Below are 14,935 nucleotides of genomic sequence, written 5' to 3' on the forward strand. Positions count from 1 at the left end.
TTTCCGCATGGACCGGATCTTCACCCTGGACGAGGCGCGCGCCCTGCTGCCCGGCATCATCGCCGAGGCGCGGGAGATCGTCGCGGGCCGCGCCGACCTGGCCGAGATCGCCTTCGACCGGGAGGCCGCCGGCGGGTCGCGGCTCGGCGGGCTGCCCGAGATCAAGGCGATCGAGGCGCGCATCGAAGAGACGCTGACCCGGTGGAGCGAGCAGGGAATCGAGGTCAAGGGCGTCGCGCCGCTGCTGATCGACTTCCCCTCGGTGCTCGGCGGGTCCTCGGTGCGGCTGTGCTGGATCGAGGGGGAGCCCGAGCTCGCCTGGTACCACCGTACGGATCTGGGCTTCGCGGGGCGGCGCCCGCTGCCCTGAAGCGTGGCCTACATGTGACCAACTCGCCACCGTGCCCATGGGTCTAACCAGGTGAGCGAAAGGATCACCACTCATGAGGCTATCCTCAGCGGCCGTCGCGCTCCTCGCGCCGGCGGTCGCCGGCGGGCTGGGGCTGCCGGCCGCCGCCGCACCTGCGCGCACCGGGCCGCCGCAGGCCCGCGCGGCCTGGGTCACCGCCTGCGAGCTGCCCGTCGAGGGCACGTCCCCGTGCGGCCCCTGGCACCTGCTCCTGCGGGACGGCCGCACCGTCACCGTCGGCGACTCCGCCGCCCGCGCCAAGGACCGCGCGACCTCCCTGTTCGCCCTCAGCGGCGACGGCCGGACCATCGTCTACCAGCGGGCCCGCGACCACCGGCTGGTCGTACGGGCGGCGGCCGGCGGCCCGGTCAGGGAGCTGCCCAGGTCCCTCCGGCCCGGCGAGGACGACGCCCTCTACCTCTCACCGGCCGGCGACCGGGTCCTCGTCGGCCGCCGGGGCCACGCCGAGGTGCTCACCCTGGCCACCGGCAGGATCACCGGCCTGACCGTCAAGGGCGAACCGGCCGGCTTCAGCGGCGACGGGGACGAGGTGCTCACCACCCGCGACCTGAGCGACGGCACCAAATGGCTGCACTCCTACGGGCTCGACGGCCGCGCGCTGCGGAGCCCGGCCCCCCAGTTCGTCGCCAACGCCGTCACCCTCGCGCTGTCCGCCGACGGGCACACCGTCGCCGCGTTCAGCTCCGGCGGCAGCCGTGGCGGTCCGCCCCGGATGCGCACGTACGACCTGGAGACCGCCCGGCTCTCCGACGGCGTGAACCTGCCGCTCACCAGCGACACCCCGCCCGACCACGCCCGCTGGACCCCTGACGGAACGCTCGTCGCCTACTCCTACGACAGCAGCACCACGAAGTCGACGGTGGTACGGGTGCTCACCGTCGACCCCGCTTCCGGCCAGGCCCGCCGTACGGACACGTACAAGGTTGGCCCCGACCCGCACACCATCGTGTTCCCGGGGGAGTGACCATCGTGAGAATCGTCCCTTTGCTGACCGCAGCCCTGCTCACCCTCACCGCCGTGCCGGCCGCCGCCCAGGCCGCGCCACAGCACGGCCACGACAGCATCCGGTACGCCTCCGTCAAGGGCTGCCCGGACAAGGACGGCGCGTCCAGGCCCTGCGGGCAGTGGCGGCTGGTCATGCACGACGGCAGGCGCATGACGCTGCCCGACGCCCAGGTCGTCGCGCTCGACGCCAGGCGCAGGTCCACCGTCACCTCGCCGGCGCCGATCGCGGTCAGCGGCGACGGGCAGCGCGTGGCGTACCTCACCAAGGCCGGGCGGCCGGCCGTCCGCGTGCTCGGCGGCGGCCTCACGCTGCTGCCGAAGGACGCGCTGCCGCGGGTCGCCCAGAACGAGGTGACGCTGCAGCTCTCCGACGACGGCGCGCGGCTGGCCGTCGTGGTACAGAGCGACAGGCCCGCCGCCACGAAGATCTTCGACACCGCGACCGGCGCCCTGCTCGGCACCGTGCCCGCCGACGAGACCCTCCTCGGGTTCAGCGGCGACGGCGACGAGGTGCTGTCCACGATCGAGTCCGACGACTCCGTCACCGACCTGGTCGTCCGCGACCAGACGGGCGAGCATCTCGTACGCGTCACGCCGCCGCAGGTCGTGGCCGCCAACGGCCCGCAGGCGCTGGCCGGCGACGGGCACACGGCGGCGGTCGTGATCCGCGGCAGGAAGACCGAGCTGCTCACCTACGACCTCGCCACCGACGAGGTCACCGGACGCAGGAAGATCAAGCTGCCGGACGGCGAGCTCAGCATGATCGACTGGACCGGCGACACGCAGGTCACGCTGCACCTGGTGTCCGGCTCGTCCAGGATGACCATCGTCCAGGTCGACACCGGGACGGGCGCCGTACGGGTCAGGGACCGGTACACCGTGCTCAAGGACAGCTTCGTCTTCGCCGCCTGCGGCGGCTGACGCCGAACCACGGTCCGCGGCGGGGCACGGTCCGCGGCGGGGCAGGATCCGCGGCGGGGCAGGGGGAGCCCCGCCGTGGATACGCTTGCCGCGTGGAGGTTCACTCGACCAGGGCGATGGCCGTCAGAGCCGTCGAGCTGTGCGTGGCGCTGCTGCACGAAGAGCCGACGCCCGCCTCGGTGACGGACGTCCTGCGCCGCCACGGCGAGCACGGCGACCTGGGCCTCGACGACTCCGACGTGGCCGCGATGCGCGCGGCGGCGGCCCGGCTGCGCGACGTGCTGGGCGCGCGCGACGCCGGGGAGGCGGCGGGCCTGCTCAACCGCCTGCTCGCCGAGACCGCCCGGCCGCCCAGGCTGACCAGCCACCGGGGCACGACGTCCTGGCACCTCCACGTCGACAGCGGCGACGACGCGCCGTGGGCCGAGTGGTTCCTGGCCTCCTCGGCGATGGCCCTGGCCGTGCTGGTCGCCGACCATCAGCGCGTTCCGGGCGGGTTGTGCGCGGCCGCGGGGTGCGGACGGCCGTACCTCGACCTGGGCGGGGGCAGCCCCCGCCGCTACTGCGGCACCCGCTGCGCCACCCGCGCCCGCGTCGCCGCCCACCGCGCCCGCCCCCAACCACCCCCCTGACACCCACGCCCACCCTCCTGGCACCCGCGCCCACCCTCCTGGCACCCACGCCCACCCTCCTGGCACCCGCGCCCACCCTCCTGGCACCCGCGCCCACCCTCCTGGCACCCGCGCCCACCCTCCTGGCACCCGCGCCCACCCTCCTGGCGCCCGCGCCCACCCCCTGACACCCGCGCCCACCGCGCCCCCGGACTGGCTGCTCACGCACGCGCCCGACCGCCGCCTGCCGGTGCCCGCGGCCCCCTGATGACGGCCGCTAACCGCGGCGGCGGAGGAGGACGCAGGCGGCCACGGCCTGTAAGGCCGCTCCGGTCAGCAGGGCGGCGCCGGCCGCGTGGGCGCTCAGCGGGCCCGCCAGCGCCGATCCGACGGCGAAGGAGGTGATCTTGAGGCTGGCGCCGGTCGTGAACACCTGACTGCGCAGCCCGGCGGGGGCCTCGCGCTGCCGCACCGCGAACAGCGCCGTCAACTGCGGCCCCTCGCCCGCGCCCACCAGCCCCGCCGCGACCACCGCGATCCAGTACGCCCCAGCTGTCCCGGCCAGGGCTGTCCCCGCCGGGGCAGATCCCGCCAGGGCCGTACCCGTTGCGGCCGTTCCTGCCGTGCCGGCTGCGGCTGTTGCGGCCATGGCGGCCAAGGCCATGCCCGCGCCGATCAGCGCGGTGGACCAGGCTAGGGTCGCGTCCCACGACGGTGTCGGGTTCCTCCTGCGGGGGCCGCCGCGCCAGGCCAGGAGTCCGTTCGCGGCCAGCCCGGCCGCCGCCGTGACGGCCAGCAGCAGCGTGCCGCGGCTGCTGTCGCCCGTGAGCTCCAGTCCCAGCACAGGCGCCGACACCACGAACATGCCCGCCCCGGCGCACGAGACCATCGACCCGGCGGTGGCCCGCCCCAGCACCCGGTTCCCGAGCACCGCCCGAACCCCGGCCGCCATCTCCCGCATGACCGCTCCCGCAGCCCGTACCGGCGAGGTGAGGCGGCCGAAGCGCCGCCGCCCGCCGACCGGCCGGTCGCCTGCGGGCAGGTCACCGCCGATCGGCCGGTCGCGGGGGGCGCGGGTGGGCAGGGTCCAGGCTGCGGGGAGGGCGGTCAGGAGGAGGGTCACGGAGACGAGCACCGCCGCCGTCCCGCCGGCCACGGCCGCGACCACGCCGACCGCCGCCGGACCGGCCAGTCCCGCCACGTTGTACGTCATGGCGTCGAGCGTGGTGGCCCGGGCCAGCCGCCCCCCGTCGGGCCCGGAGACCAGGGGGAGCTGTCCCGTCCAGCCGCCGGTCAGCGCGGGGCCGGCCAGCCCGGTCACGACGGCCAGCGCCACCAGCGCCGTCCCGGGCACCCGCCCGACGCCGCCCGCCACCAGCAGCAGGCCGGCCGCGTACCCGAGCAGGCAGAACGCCAGCAAGCGGCCCGGACGGCGGGCGCGGTCCAGCAGCACGCCGAGCAGCGGCCCACCGACGGCCGCCGAGACGGTCAGCCCGGCCAGCAGCGACGCCCCCAGCAGCGGCGACCCGGTGGCGGCGAGCCCGGCCACCAGGAGGGCGGGCCCGGACATCTCATCGCCGGTCCGGGCCGCGACCACCCCGGCCATGTAACGTGTCAACACTGGCAAGACGTTACAGGATCCGTGTTAAGGGCCGGTCCCGGTGGGGAAGAGCTCGGGTGATCGTCCTGCGCGGGCCTGGCGCCCGCCGGCGGCGACCCGCCCGGCCTGTACGGACTGCGTACCGCACAGGCCGGGCGCCTTCCACCGGCCCCGAGTCGAATATGTGTTTGAACAATGGCATAGACTCGGCCTCATGAAAGCCGCGTTCCAAGCATCCCTGCTGGGTCTCGACGAGGAGCTCGGCGTCGGGCGGCTGGGCGCCACGGTCCGCCGGACGTACCTCGACCACGGGGCCTGGATCGACCTGCGGCCCGGCTGGCTGACGGGGGCCGACACGCTGTTCGCGCGGCTGGCCGAGACGGTGCCGTGGCGCGCCGAGCGCCGCCGCATGTACGACCGGGTCCTCGACGTCCCGCGCCTGCTGAAGTTCTACGACGAGGGCGAGACGCTGCCCGACCCCGTCCTCGACCAGGCCAGAGCGGCGCTCGACGCCCACTACGGCGAGGAACTGGGCGAGCCCTTCCGCACCGCGGGCCTGTGCTTCTACCGCGACGGCCGCGACAGCGTGGCCTGGCACGGCGACACCGTCGGCCGGGGCAGCAGCGAGGACACCATGGTCGCGATCGTCTCGGTCGGCAGCCCGCGTCCGCTCCTGCTGCGCCCGCGCGGCGGCGGCCCCTCGATCCGCCGCGACCTCGGCCATGGCGACCTGATCGTCATGGGCGGCAGCTGCCAGCGGACGTGGGAGCACGCCATCCCCAAGACCGCCCGGCCCGCGGGGCCGCGGATCAGCATCCAGTTCAGACCCCGCGGCGTCCGCTGACCCGTGCCTCCGCCGCGCTAGCGGAGGCGGAGACGGGCTATGCGGCCCTGTTCGCCGGAGGCCCAGCAGGACAGGTCCGGGGTGCACGAGACCGTGTCGAACGAGCCGCCGTCGAAGGTCTCCCAGCGGGTCCCGCCGGAGTACGTCACGTCGCTGCCCGTGGGCCCGACGGCGATGGCCGCGAACGGCAGGTGCGGCAGCCACGTCACCCCCGACCGGTACGCGGGCGGCGGGGTCGTGGCGGTCCGCCAGGTGGCGCCCCCGTCCCTGGTGACCGCGGCGGCGTTCGGGGAGGGGAGGCCGGGCTGGTAGTCGCCGCCGACCGCGATCCCGCGGTGCCGGTCGCGGAAGGCCAGCGCGAAGACGCCCTTCGCGGGGTCGGCGGCCGGGATCGGGGTGTCGGAGACGGTCCACGTACGCCCGCGGTCGGCCGAACGGAACACGCGCGACCGCTCGCCGCCGCCGGTGGCGATCCAGGCGTCCCGCCCGCCCGCGGTCACCAGGCACTGACCGCTCGCCGCGAAACCGGCCTCGCCGGGCAGCGCGTCCGGCATGCCGGTGGACGGGAGAACCCGCCAGCTCCGCCCGCCGTCCTCGGTGGCCAGGAGGCGGAATCTGCCGTCCACCGGGTCGCTCATGGCCAGGCCGTGGCGGCGATCGAAGAAGGCCATGCAGTCGTAGAAGGCGTTCGGCTCGTCGTTCCTGAAGGACTCGGTCCAGGTGCGGCCGCCGTCCTCGGTGCGGTAGACGCGGCCGTCCGTGCCCGTGCCGATCGACAGGACCAGGGCGTGGCGGGCGTCGAACGCCTCCACGTCGCGGAACTGGAGGGACTCGGTGCCGGGTGGGGAGACGTTCTGCCAGGTGCGGCCGCCGTCCACGGTGCGCAGGACGGTTCCGCCGGTGCCGGCGGCCCACACCACGTCCCTGCTGACGGGCGCGAGACCGCGGAAGCGGGCGGTCACGCCGGTCTCCTTCAGCTCCCAGCCGAGGCCCAGGCCGGGGCTGGGAGTGGCGGCGTGGGCGGGGAGCGGGGCGGCGAGCACGAGCGCCGCGGACAGCACGCTCATCGCGATGCGAACGTTCATGCCGGGCAAACTAACCCAAGAGATCACGAGCGTCCATCATGCGGACAACCAGCCGCCCCGGAGGCGACGCCTGTCAGGTGGTGAGGGGTTTGGTGGTGGGTCAGGCGGAGGCGCGGGTGGGGGCCCAGGTGAGGAGGGCCTGGGCGGTGTCGAAGCGGCGGCTGGAGACCGACTCGCCCAGGATCACGCCCACCAGCCGGTGCCCGTCCCGATCGCCGGCGAAGGCCAGGCTGTACCCCGCCGCGCGGGTGAACCCCGTCTTCAACCCGATCACCCCCGGCTCGGCGAGCAGGCGGTTGGTGTTGCGCCAGCCGTACGCGCCGTGCTCGCCGGTCGCGGCCAGCTCGTGGTACCGGGTCCCGGCCACGCCTTCGATCAGCGGCACCTGGAGGGCCTTGGCGGCCAGTACGGCCTGGTCGCGGGCGGTGGACCAGCCGTCGCCCGCCGGCGTCGGCAGCCCGTCGGCGTTGACGTAACGGGTGTCGTTCATGCCGAGCGAGCGGGCGGTGGCGTTCATCTTGGCGACGAACCCCGGCACGCCGGGCCCGTACGTACGGGCCAGCGCGTGGGCGGCGTCGGCACCCGAGGGCAGCATGAGCGCGTAGAGCAGCTCGCCGACCGGCAGCCGGTCGCCGGGCCGCAGGTCGGCGGTGGTGCCGCCGCCGTCCTCGGCGTACCGCGCGTCCTGGGCGGCGATCTCCACCATGTCCGTGGGCTTGGCCGACTGCAGGACGACGTACGCCGTCATCGTCTTGGTGAGGCTGGCGATCGGCATGCGGGTGTCGGCGGCCTTGCCGAACAGGGCGGCGCCGGACCGGGCGTCCATCAGGTAGGCGGCCCGGCCGTGAACGGCCGGCGCCCCGGCGTCGGCGGCGGAGGCGGCGAGGGCGGGGGTGGCGGGGGTGGCGAGGGCGGGGACGGCGACGGAGGGGGCGGCGGTCTGCGCGTACGCGGGCACGCCCAGCCCCGTGACCAGGGCGAAGGCGCCTGCGAACGCGGTGAGTCGAGCTTTCCGGTTACGCATGCACCCCAGGCTGCCGCCCGGTTTGGCATGCTTTTAACGATTTGAGGCAAAATATGTGACCAAATCGTTAGAAACCTCGCCGCCACCGGCGGATCCACCAGGTAGATCTTTCCGTGCCGGGACCGTCAGCGGCCCGTCCAGAGGTTGTCCGCCACCTGTTGCCCCCGCGTCAGCCCGGAGAACAGCTCCTCCCACATCGGCATCACCACCTCCGGCCCGTACGCCCGCGACGTCGCCGCCGCCGCCTCGCCCATCCGCACCCGCAGCTCCCGGTCGCCGATCACCCGGATCAGCGCCGCGGCCAGCGCGTCCACGTCCCTGGGCGGCACCAGGACGCCGTCCACGCCGTCGGTCAGCACGTCCCGTGGCCCGGTCGGGCAGTCGAAGGCGACCACGGGCAGCGCGTGCGTCATGGCCTCGATCATCACCATGGGCAGACCCTCGAAGCGGGAGCTGAGCGCGTAGACCGACGCCTCGGCCAGCTCCTTCTCCAGCCGCTCGGTACGGCCGGGCAGCGTCACGTGGTCGCCCACCCCGTGCTGGGCGACGAGCCCGCTGAGCTGGCTGCGGCGCGGCCCGGTGCCGAAGACGCGCAGCCGCCACTCCGGATGCACCCGTACGACCTGCGCGAACGCCTCGATGAGCAGGTCGAACCCCTTCTGTGGCACCAGCCGCCCGGCCGCCACCACGACCGGCTCGACCTGCCGGGAACGTTCCTGCTGCACGCGCTGGACGGCGTTCGGGATCACCACCACCGGCGTGTCCGGCAGCAGGCGCTGGTATTCGTGCTTGTTGGTCCTGGTCAGCACGGTGATCGCGGCGAACTTGCCGTAGTGGCGGGCGATCTCCCCGCGGATAGTGTCGGGGTAGGCGGACAGGTTCATGTGCTCCTGCGCGATCCTGACGACGTCGGCGGGGGTGCGCCGGGCGGAGATCAGGTTCAGCGCGGGCCTGGTCGTCACCAGGACGCCGCCGCTCAGGCCGGAGACGTAGTCCATCGCGGCGCGTTCCACCCGCTCGGTGAAGTAGTCGGCGGCGAACTCGCCGCGCGGCACGATCTTGCCGCGGATCCGCCGCCACGCCCTGCGGCCGACGGAGTCGGGCTGCCTGCCCTCGCGCTGGTCCACCAGCGTGGTGACGGTGATGCGGGGGTCGATCGCGAACTGCGGGGTCGCGCGCCGCCGTACCAGGCTGACCAGCTCGACGTCGTGCCCGGCCGCGGTCATCGCGTTCGCCTGGTTGACCACCGTGCGGATCGTGCCGCCCATGCCGTAGGCGTGCAGCATCAGGTAGCGGATCTTCACGCGAGGTACCCCCAGGTCCGGGCGATGGGCTTGAGGGGGTCGGGGATCCGGTCGGGGGAGGGCAGCTCGCGGGCGGGCTGGACGCTTCCGGTCCTGATCTTGTCCCGCCAGTCGCCGAGCCCCTTCTCCAGCACCTGCTGCTCGCCGTAGGAGAGCATCCGCGGCTCCCACTCCAGGCCGAGGAACGCGCAGATCTCGCGGGTGACGCGCTCGGGCTCGGCGCTCAGCTCCTCGTACCTGACGGTCAGCCCCGGCAGCGCGGCCCTGGCCTTCTGCACGGCCTTCATGTACCGCAGGGCGTCGAGGGCGGCCTCCTCGGGGGTGCGCCGGTCGGGGCCGGCCTCGTGCCAGGACGTGGCGATGGAGGCGGGGTGGCGCAGCAGGAAGACGAAGCGGGCGTCCGGCCAGCAGGCGGCGATGCGCTGGTGGGCGAAGGCGTTGGCGGGGGTCTTGTCCACGACGTACCGCTTGCCGCTGCGGACCAGCTCGCGGTGCAGCACCCGGTCCCAGAGCAGGTGTTCCAGATCGGCCTGGTTGTGCCCGAGCGCGGCCATCGCCCTGGCCGCCAGCGGGGTGCCGAACTGCACCCGCAACCGGCGTACGTGCAGTTCGTGCGGGGCGTGCAGGTCCGGGTGGGCGTTGAGGATCGCGCGCAGGAGCGTGGAGCCGGACCGCACGGGGGACAGGAGGAAGACGGGGGATTCGAGCAGCCGGTCGGTTAGCGGATCCGCGGGCGGTCTGATCTCGGGAGCGGGCGGGGGAGGGGGCGTGTTCCCGACTCGCTCGATCTGGAATCCGGTGAACCTGACCAGCGCTTTGTTGACGTGCCGCTGCCAGTTCATGGCGAGGCAGACTACCTACCGTTCCTGGCAGTTGCCTGGCAGAGTCAGGCCGCCGACCAGGCGTGCCGCGGGTCGGCGGGGGCCGTTCGCGGCTCCCGCGCGGTCGCGCGGGAGCGCCCCGGGCCTGTTAGCGTTACCGCTGACAGGAGGTGAGCGGCGGTGAAATCGAAGGGCGACAGGCCGGCGGTGCTCATGGACGTGGCCGTGCTCGCCGGGGTCTCGGCCATGACGGTCTCGCGCGTGCTCAACGCGCCCGACCGGGTCCGCGCGGAGACCAGGGCCCGCGTCATGGCCGCGGTGCGCGAGCTCGACTACCGGCCCAACCAGGCCGCCCGCCAGCTCGTCACCGGCAGGTCCGGGGTGCTCGGCGTGGTCAGCATCGACACCACCCTCTACGGCCCGGCCTCCACGCTCTACTGCATCGAGCAGGCCGCCAGGCGGGCCGGCTACAACGTCAGCATCGCCAGCCTGCCCTCGCTCAGCCGCAGGTCGATGGAGGAGGGCGTGCAGCGGCTGCGCGCCCAGGCGGTCGACGGTGTGATCATCGTGGCGCCGCACGAGTCGGCCGCCGACGGCCTGCGCCACCTGCCGCCCGAGATGCCGGTGGTGGCCGTCGACGCCGGCGACGACATCCCCGTGCCGGTGGCCAAGGTCGACCAGCAGGCGGGCGCCAGGCGGGTCACCCGCCACCTGCTCAGCCTCGGCCACGAGACGGTCTGGCACGTCGCCGGCCCGGCCGACTGGCTCGACGCCAACGGCCGCATCGAGGGCTGGCGCGGCGTGCTGGAGGCCGCCGGCCGGGAGGTGCCCGAGGTGCTGCGCGGCGACTGGAGCGCCCGCTCGGGCTACCAGCTCGGCCGCCGCCTCTGCGAGAACCCCGACGTCACCGCCGTGTTCGTGGCCAACGACCAGATGGCGCTCGGCGTGCTGCGCGCGCTGCGCGAGGCCGGCCGCCGGGTGCCTGAAGACGTGAGCGTGGCCGGGTTCGACGACATCCCCGAGTCGGCCTACTTCTGGCCCCCGCTGACCACCGTGCGCCAGGACTTCGGCGAGGTCGGCAGGCACGCCTTCCACCTGCTGCTCGACTTCATGGCCGGGCACGAGCCCGAGGCGCGGCGGCTGGTCGAGCCCGAGCTCGTGGTGAGGGAGAGCACGGGAGCCAGGCCGTCCCGGGCATGATCGGCATGATCGGCGGGCAGGTGTAGGGCCGTCGCGGAGGTGATCGGCTGGATGATGCTGCTCGAACGTTTCGACGCCTGGGACAAACGGGCCTTCGACCGGGTCGCGCGCTCCGACCTGCCCGTGCTCGACGCCCTGCTGCCGCATCTGTCGTCGGCGGCCGACAACTCGGTCCTGTGGGGGCTGGTCGCGGGCCTGCTGATGATGACGGGCCGGCCGCGGCTGCAGCGGGCGGGTGTCCGCGGGCTGCTGGCGATCTCGCTGGCCAGCCCGCTGACCAGCATGGTCGTCAAGCAGGCGATCCGCAGGCCGCGGCCGCTCACGGACCTCATCCCGGTGATCCGGCGCCGCCGGGTGCCGGCGTCCTCGTCGCTGCCGTCGGGGCACAGCGCGTCCGCGGTCGCCTTCGCGGTGGCGGTCGCCAGGGACGCGCCGCTGCCGGTCGCCACCTCGGTCACGCTGCTCGCCGCCGCGGTGGCCGCCTCCCGTGTGTACGTGGGCGCCCACTACCCGGGCGACGTGCTGGCCGGGGTCGCCGTCGGGGCGGCGGCGGGCTGGAGCGCCCGGAGCTGCGGACGTCGGCTGTACCGCACGCTGGCCGGGTACGCCGCGCCGCAGGAGGTCAGGCGGGGCCGCTGCTGGCGCGGACGATCAGGGTCGAGCGCAGCAGCTGCAGGGAGTTGACCGGCGGGCGGCCCTCGTCCAGGGCGCGCAGCAGGAGCTCGATGGCCTGCCTGGTCATCTCCCTGCTCGGGACGGCGACCGTGGTGAGGGCGGGGTGCGTCACCCGTACCTCGTCGATGTCGTCGTGGCCGACCACCGACAGGTCGCCGGGGACCGAGCGGCCGCCGAGCCGGGCCGCCTCCAGCGCGCCCAGCGCGAGGATGTCGTGGGTGCAGAACACCGCGGTCACGCCGGGGTCGGCGGTCAGGGCCGCGGTGGCGGCGGTGAAGCCGCCCATCGCCGTCGGCTCCGGCGCGGTGAAGACGGCCGCGGCCGGGACGTCGAGGCCGTCGCGGGCGAACGCGCGCCGGAACCCCTGCACGCGCAGCGCGTGCGGCGCGCTGCTCAGCACCGCGACCCGCTCGTGGCCCAGCTCGCGCAGATGCCGCCCGGCCAGGTAGCCGGCCTGCTCGTAGTCGATCGTGACGACGGGCAGGGTGTCGGGCACCTCGCTCTCCCACGCGCACAGCGCCACGGGGAAACGCGCGTCGGCCAGTAGCGGCAGGTGCTCGGTGAGGCCGTTGTCGCCGGCGATCAGCAGGGCGTCGACCGAGCGGCTGGTCAGGCCGGTGATGTGCCGGCGGGCCCGGTCGCCGTCGAGGCGGGTGGTGCACAGCAGCAGGTGGTAGCCGTGCTCCTCCAGGACGTTCTCGGCCTCCTCGACCACGGCCGAGTAGAACGAGCTGGCCACCGTCGGCACGAACAGGCCGACGGTCATGGTGGTGCCGGTGGCCAGCGAGCGGGCGACCAGGTTGGGGGTGTAGCCGAGCTCGGCGATGGCCGCGCGCACCCTGGCCTCGGTCTCGGGGCGCACGCGGACGCGGCCGGTGACCACGTTGGAGACGGTCTGCTTGGTGACCCCGGCCCGCTCGGCCACGTCCTGCATCGTGACCACGCGGCCTCCAAGGGGGTTTGACCGGTCCAATGACGTCGCCCCGAAACGTAACCGCCCGGCTCTGATCTCGTCAACCATTGTGCGCATTACGTGCCGTTTGACCGGACAAGAGAGCAAGAACGCAAATTCGGGCCTTGTTTGAGCGGTCAAATCTGGCGTATGGTCCGGCCACGCGGTTCCGGCTCGTGGTTCCCCAAGGGCCGCCAGATGTGGCGTGCCCGACAGAAAGGAGCACCCGTGTCCCCCCATCGCAACGTGCTCACCGCCACCGCCGCGGCCCTGACGCTGGTCCTGGGCGGCTCCCTGGCCGTCCCGCCCGCGTCGGCCGCACCGCCCGACGCCACCTACACGATCACCGTCGGCTCCACCGGCCGCTACGCCCATCCCACCGACACCCCGGCGGCCACCTACATCGACAAGGACGGCACCTTCTACTTCCAGCAGTCGGCCGCCCTCTACGGCGCCTCCGACCCCCGCTACTGGGACTTCTTCACCGGCACCACCTTCGAGACCGCCACCCGCTCGGCCGCGATCAGCGACGCGGTCAACCCGGCCAACTCCGCCGACCGCAACAACGACACGACCTGGCGCTGCAACAACAGCCCGACCGGCGTCGAGGCGACCCCCGCCGGCGCGGGCTCGGGGTACGCCCACAAGAACTACTGCGACCTGGTCGGCGTCTGGGTGGACCCCGACACCGGCGACTGGTACGGCCTGGTCCACAACGAGTTCACCCCCCGGCCCTTCGGCGACGGCCTGCACTACGACTCGCTCGACTACGCCGTCTCCCGCGACCAGGGCCGGGTGTGGACCATCCTCGGCCACGCGATCACCTCGCCGTACAGCACGAAGCGCGACGACGGCGCGGCCTTCCCCAACCAGACCTACGACTACGGCGACGGCGACCCGCGCCTGTTCGCCGACCCGGTCTCGGGCTACTTCTACGTCTACTACGGCTCGCGGATCATCCCGAAGGGCGGCGTGGGCGGCGGCAACGGCGGCCTGGCCCACGTGGCGCGGGCGCCGATGTCGGCCAGGATGGCGACCGGCTCGTGGACCAAGTGGTACGACGGCTCCTGGTCGCAGCCCGGCGTGGGCGGCAAGGAGAGCAACATGGTCCCGGTCACCGCCGCCAACCCCCGGGGCTACACGCCCGTGAGCGGCGACTACGACCCGGCCGGCACCGGCACGGTCGACCAGCAGATCGCCGCCGGGAAGCTGCCGCCGAAGTCCGACCTGTTCATCATGAACATCGCCTACGACGCCCACCTCGGCCTGTACCTCGGCGAGCCCGAGGTCGTCTCCGGCCGTCAGCCGCAGCGCCTCTACGTCACCGACGACCTGTCGACCCAGCGATGGCGCCTGATCGGCGACACCGGCAGCTACGTCTCCGGCTCCTGGTACCGCTGGTTCCTCGACGACGTGAGCAGGACCGGCTCGGCCATCGTCGGCAGGACGTTCCGCTCGTACTGCTCGATCGAGTGCGCGACCTCCAGCGGCGAGTACGCGAACCTCACCGTCACCTCCTCCGCGCCCGCCCCCGCCCCGGCGGACCCGGCCAGGACCTACCGGATCGGCACCGGGGCGGGCCGCGTCCTGGCCCAGGTCTCCGGCGGCCCGGCGACCACCTCCACCGCCGCCCCGACCGGCTCGGCCCTGGAGAACTGGACGTTCACCTCCAACGGCGACGGCTCCTACCGCGTCGCCAACGCCTCGACCGGCGGGCTGCTCGGCGTGGACGCGGCCACGACGGCCGGCCGCGCCTGGGGGGCTAAGCCGGCCGTCACCGCCCCCGGCGCCGGCGGGCCCACCGCGGGTCAGCAGTGGTTCGTGGTGCCGGGCGGCAGCGGCCACCGGCTGGTCAACCGCTACAGCGGCCTCGCGCTCGCCCTGACGGCGGACGCGGCCCGACCGGCCGAGACCACCCCCGTACGCCACTGGAGCGACACCTCCGGCGGGACGGTAGGCGGCCACCGCACGGCGGCCGAGCAGACCCTGACGCTGACCGACACCGGCGCCTCGGGCGGCGACCTGAGCGGCCCCCACACTCTCACCGCCGCCGGCAAGGCCCTGGACGACCCCGACCACTCCACCACCCCGGGCACCCAGCTCATCACCTGGACCCCCAACTCCGGCGCCAACCAGCGCTGGGTCTTCACCCGCCAGTCCGACGGCTCCTACCAGATCGCCAACGGCCTGTCCAAGCTCTGCGCGGACGTCAGCGGCGGCTCGGCCGCCGCCGGCGCCAAGGTCATCCAGTGGACGTGCACCGGCGCCGCGAACCAGCGCTGGCAGGTCACCCCCGCCCCCGCGGGCGGCTACCGGATCGCCTCGCAGAAGAGCGGGCTGCTGCTCACCACGGCCTCCACCGCCGACGGCGCCCTCGTCACCCAGCAGGACGACACCGGCTCGGCGCTGCAGCGCTGGGCCGTCGGCTGACCCTCCTCCGGCGGGGCCCCGCACCGGGCCCCG

General features: G+C 74.2%; 14 protein-coding genes. 8 read left to right on the forward strand and 6 right to left on the reverse strand.

The features are described 5' to 3' along the window. The first annotated feature begins 7 nt into the window (after positions 1-7). The 4 genes from ABZ444_RS16925 to ABZ444_RS16940 all read left to right on the forward strand — a co-directional run bounded on the left by ABZ444_RS16925 (position 8) and on the right by ABZ444_RS16940 (position 2,988). Positions 8-370, forward strand: coding sequence for a DUF2203 domain-containing protein (locus ABZ444_RS16925; protein WP_357997013.1), 363 nt, complete (start codon positions 8-10; stop codon positions 368-370). Positions 371-443: 73 nt separating this feature from the next. Then, positions 444-1,394: a hypothetical protein gene (locus tag ABZ444_RS16930; RefSeq protein ID WP_357997016.1), complete on the forward strand. Its 951-nt coding sequence runs from the start codon at positions 444-446 to the stop codon at positions 1,392-1,394. Positions 1,395-1,399: 5 nt separating this feature from the next. After that, the gene (locus ABZ444_RS16935) at positions 1,400-2,356 is read left to right on the forward strand and encodes a hypothetical protein (protein ID WP_357997019.1); all 957 of its coding nucleotides are present in this window, start codon (positions 1,400-1,402) and stop codon (positions 2,354-2,356) included. 92 nt (positions 2,357-2,448) lie between these two features. Then, the gene (locus ABZ444_RS16940) at positions 2,449-2,988 is read left to right on the forward strand and encodes a CGNR zinc finger domain-containing protein (protein WP_357997022.1); all 540 of its coding nucleotides are present in this window, start codon (positions 2,449-2,451) and stop codon (positions 2,986-2,988) included. Between the two features lie 256 nt (positions 2,989-3,244). Here ABZ444_RS16940 and ABZ444_RS16945 read toward each other — a convergent pair whose 3' ends face one another. Then, positions 3,245-4,588, reverse strand: a complete 1,344-nt coding sequence (locus tag ABZ444_RS16945) for an MFS transporter (RefSeq protein WP_357997025.1) — start codon at positions 4,586-4,588, stop codon at positions 3,245-3,247. Between the two features lie 193 nt (positions 4,589-4,781). Here ABZ444_RS16945 and ABZ444_RS16950 point away from each other — a divergent pair, with 193 nt between their 5' ends. Next, complete coding sequence (locus tag ABZ444_RS16950) at positions 4,782-5,411, forward strand: alpha-ketoglutarate-dependent dioxygenase AlkB (protein WP_357997027.1); 630 nt, start codon at positions 4,782-4,784, stop codon at positions 5,409-5,411. A 17-nt stretch (positions 5,412-5,428) separates the two neighbouring features. Here ABZ444_RS16950 and ABZ444_RS16955 read toward each other — a convergent pair whose 3' ends face one another. From ABZ444_RS16955 to ABZ444_RS16970, 4 genes are all read right to left on the reverse strand, one after another. Continuing rightward, entirely contained in the window at positions 5,429-6,496 is a 1,068-nt protein-coding gene (locus ABZ444_RS16955) for an oxidoreductase (RefSeq protein ID WP_357997030.1), read from the reverse strand. A gap of 100 nt (positions 6,497-6,596) precedes the next feature. Beyond that, positions 6,597-7,520 carry a serine hydrolase gene (locus ABZ444_RS16960; RefSeq protein ID WP_357997033.1) on the reverse strand — a complete coding sequence of 308 codons (924 nt, stop codon included), beginning with the start codon at positions 7,518-7,520 and terminating at the stop codon, positions 6,597-6,599. 125 nt (positions 7,521-7,645) lie between these two features. Continuing rightward, on the reverse strand, positions 7,646-8,824 hold the full coding sequence (locus tag ABZ444_RS16965) for a glycosyltransferase family 4 protein (RefSeq protein ID WP_357997036.1): 1,179 nt from the start codon (positions 8,822-8,824) through the stop codon (positions 7,646-7,648). Then, positions 8,821-9,666 (reverse strand): sulfotransferase, encoded by an 846-nt coding sequence (locus ABZ444_RS16970; RefSeq protein ID WP_357997039.1) that lies wholly within the window; start codon positions 9,664-9,666, stop codon positions 8,821-8,823. Before ABZ444_RS16970 ends, ABZ444_RS16965 begins: the two co-directional genes overlap by 4 nt. A gap of 192 nt (positions 9,667-9,858) precedes the next feature. Here ABZ444_RS16970 and ABZ444_RS16975 point away from each other — a divergent pair, with 192 nt between their 5' ends. Beyond that, positions 9,859-10,845 carry a LacI family DNA-binding transcriptional regulator gene (locus tag ABZ444_RS16975; RefSeq protein WP_357965838.1) on the forward strand — a complete coding sequence of 329 codons (987 nt, stop codon included), beginning with the start codon at positions 9,859-9,861 and terminating at the stop codon, positions 10,843-10,845. Between the two features lie 39 nt (positions 10,846-10,884). Continuing rightward, a complete protein-coding gene (locus tag ABZ444_RS16980; protein ID WP_357997042.1) occupies positions 10,885-11,529 on the forward strand; it encodes a phosphatase PAP2 family protein in 645 nt (214 codons plus the stop codon). Here ABZ444_RS16980 and ABZ444_RS16985 read toward each other — a convergent pair. Then, positions 11,468-12,454: a LacI family DNA-binding transcriptional regulator gene (locus ABZ444_RS16985; protein ID WP_357997148.1), complete on the reverse strand. Its 987-nt coding sequence runs from the start codon at positions 12,452-12,454 to the stop codon at positions 11,468-11,470. The genes ABZ444_RS16980 and ABZ444_RS16985 overlap by 62 nt on opposite strands. Positions 12,455-12,700: 246 nt before the next feature. Here ABZ444_RS16985 and ABZ444_RS16990 point away from each other — a divergent pair, with 246 nt between their 5' ends. Further along, positions 12,701-14,902 carry an RICIN domain-containing protein gene (locus ABZ444_RS16990; RefSeq protein WP_357997045.1) on the forward strand — a complete coding sequence of 734 codons (2,202 nt, stop codon included), beginning with the start codon at positions 12,701-12,703 and terminating at the stop codon, positions 14,900-14,902. Positions 14,903-14,935 lie beyond the last annotated feature (33 nt).

This window comes from Nonomuraea sp. NPDC005730, from assembly GCF_040630865.1.
GTDB lineage: Bacteria > Actinomycetota > Actinomycetes > Streptosporangiales > Streptosporangiaceae > Nonomuraea.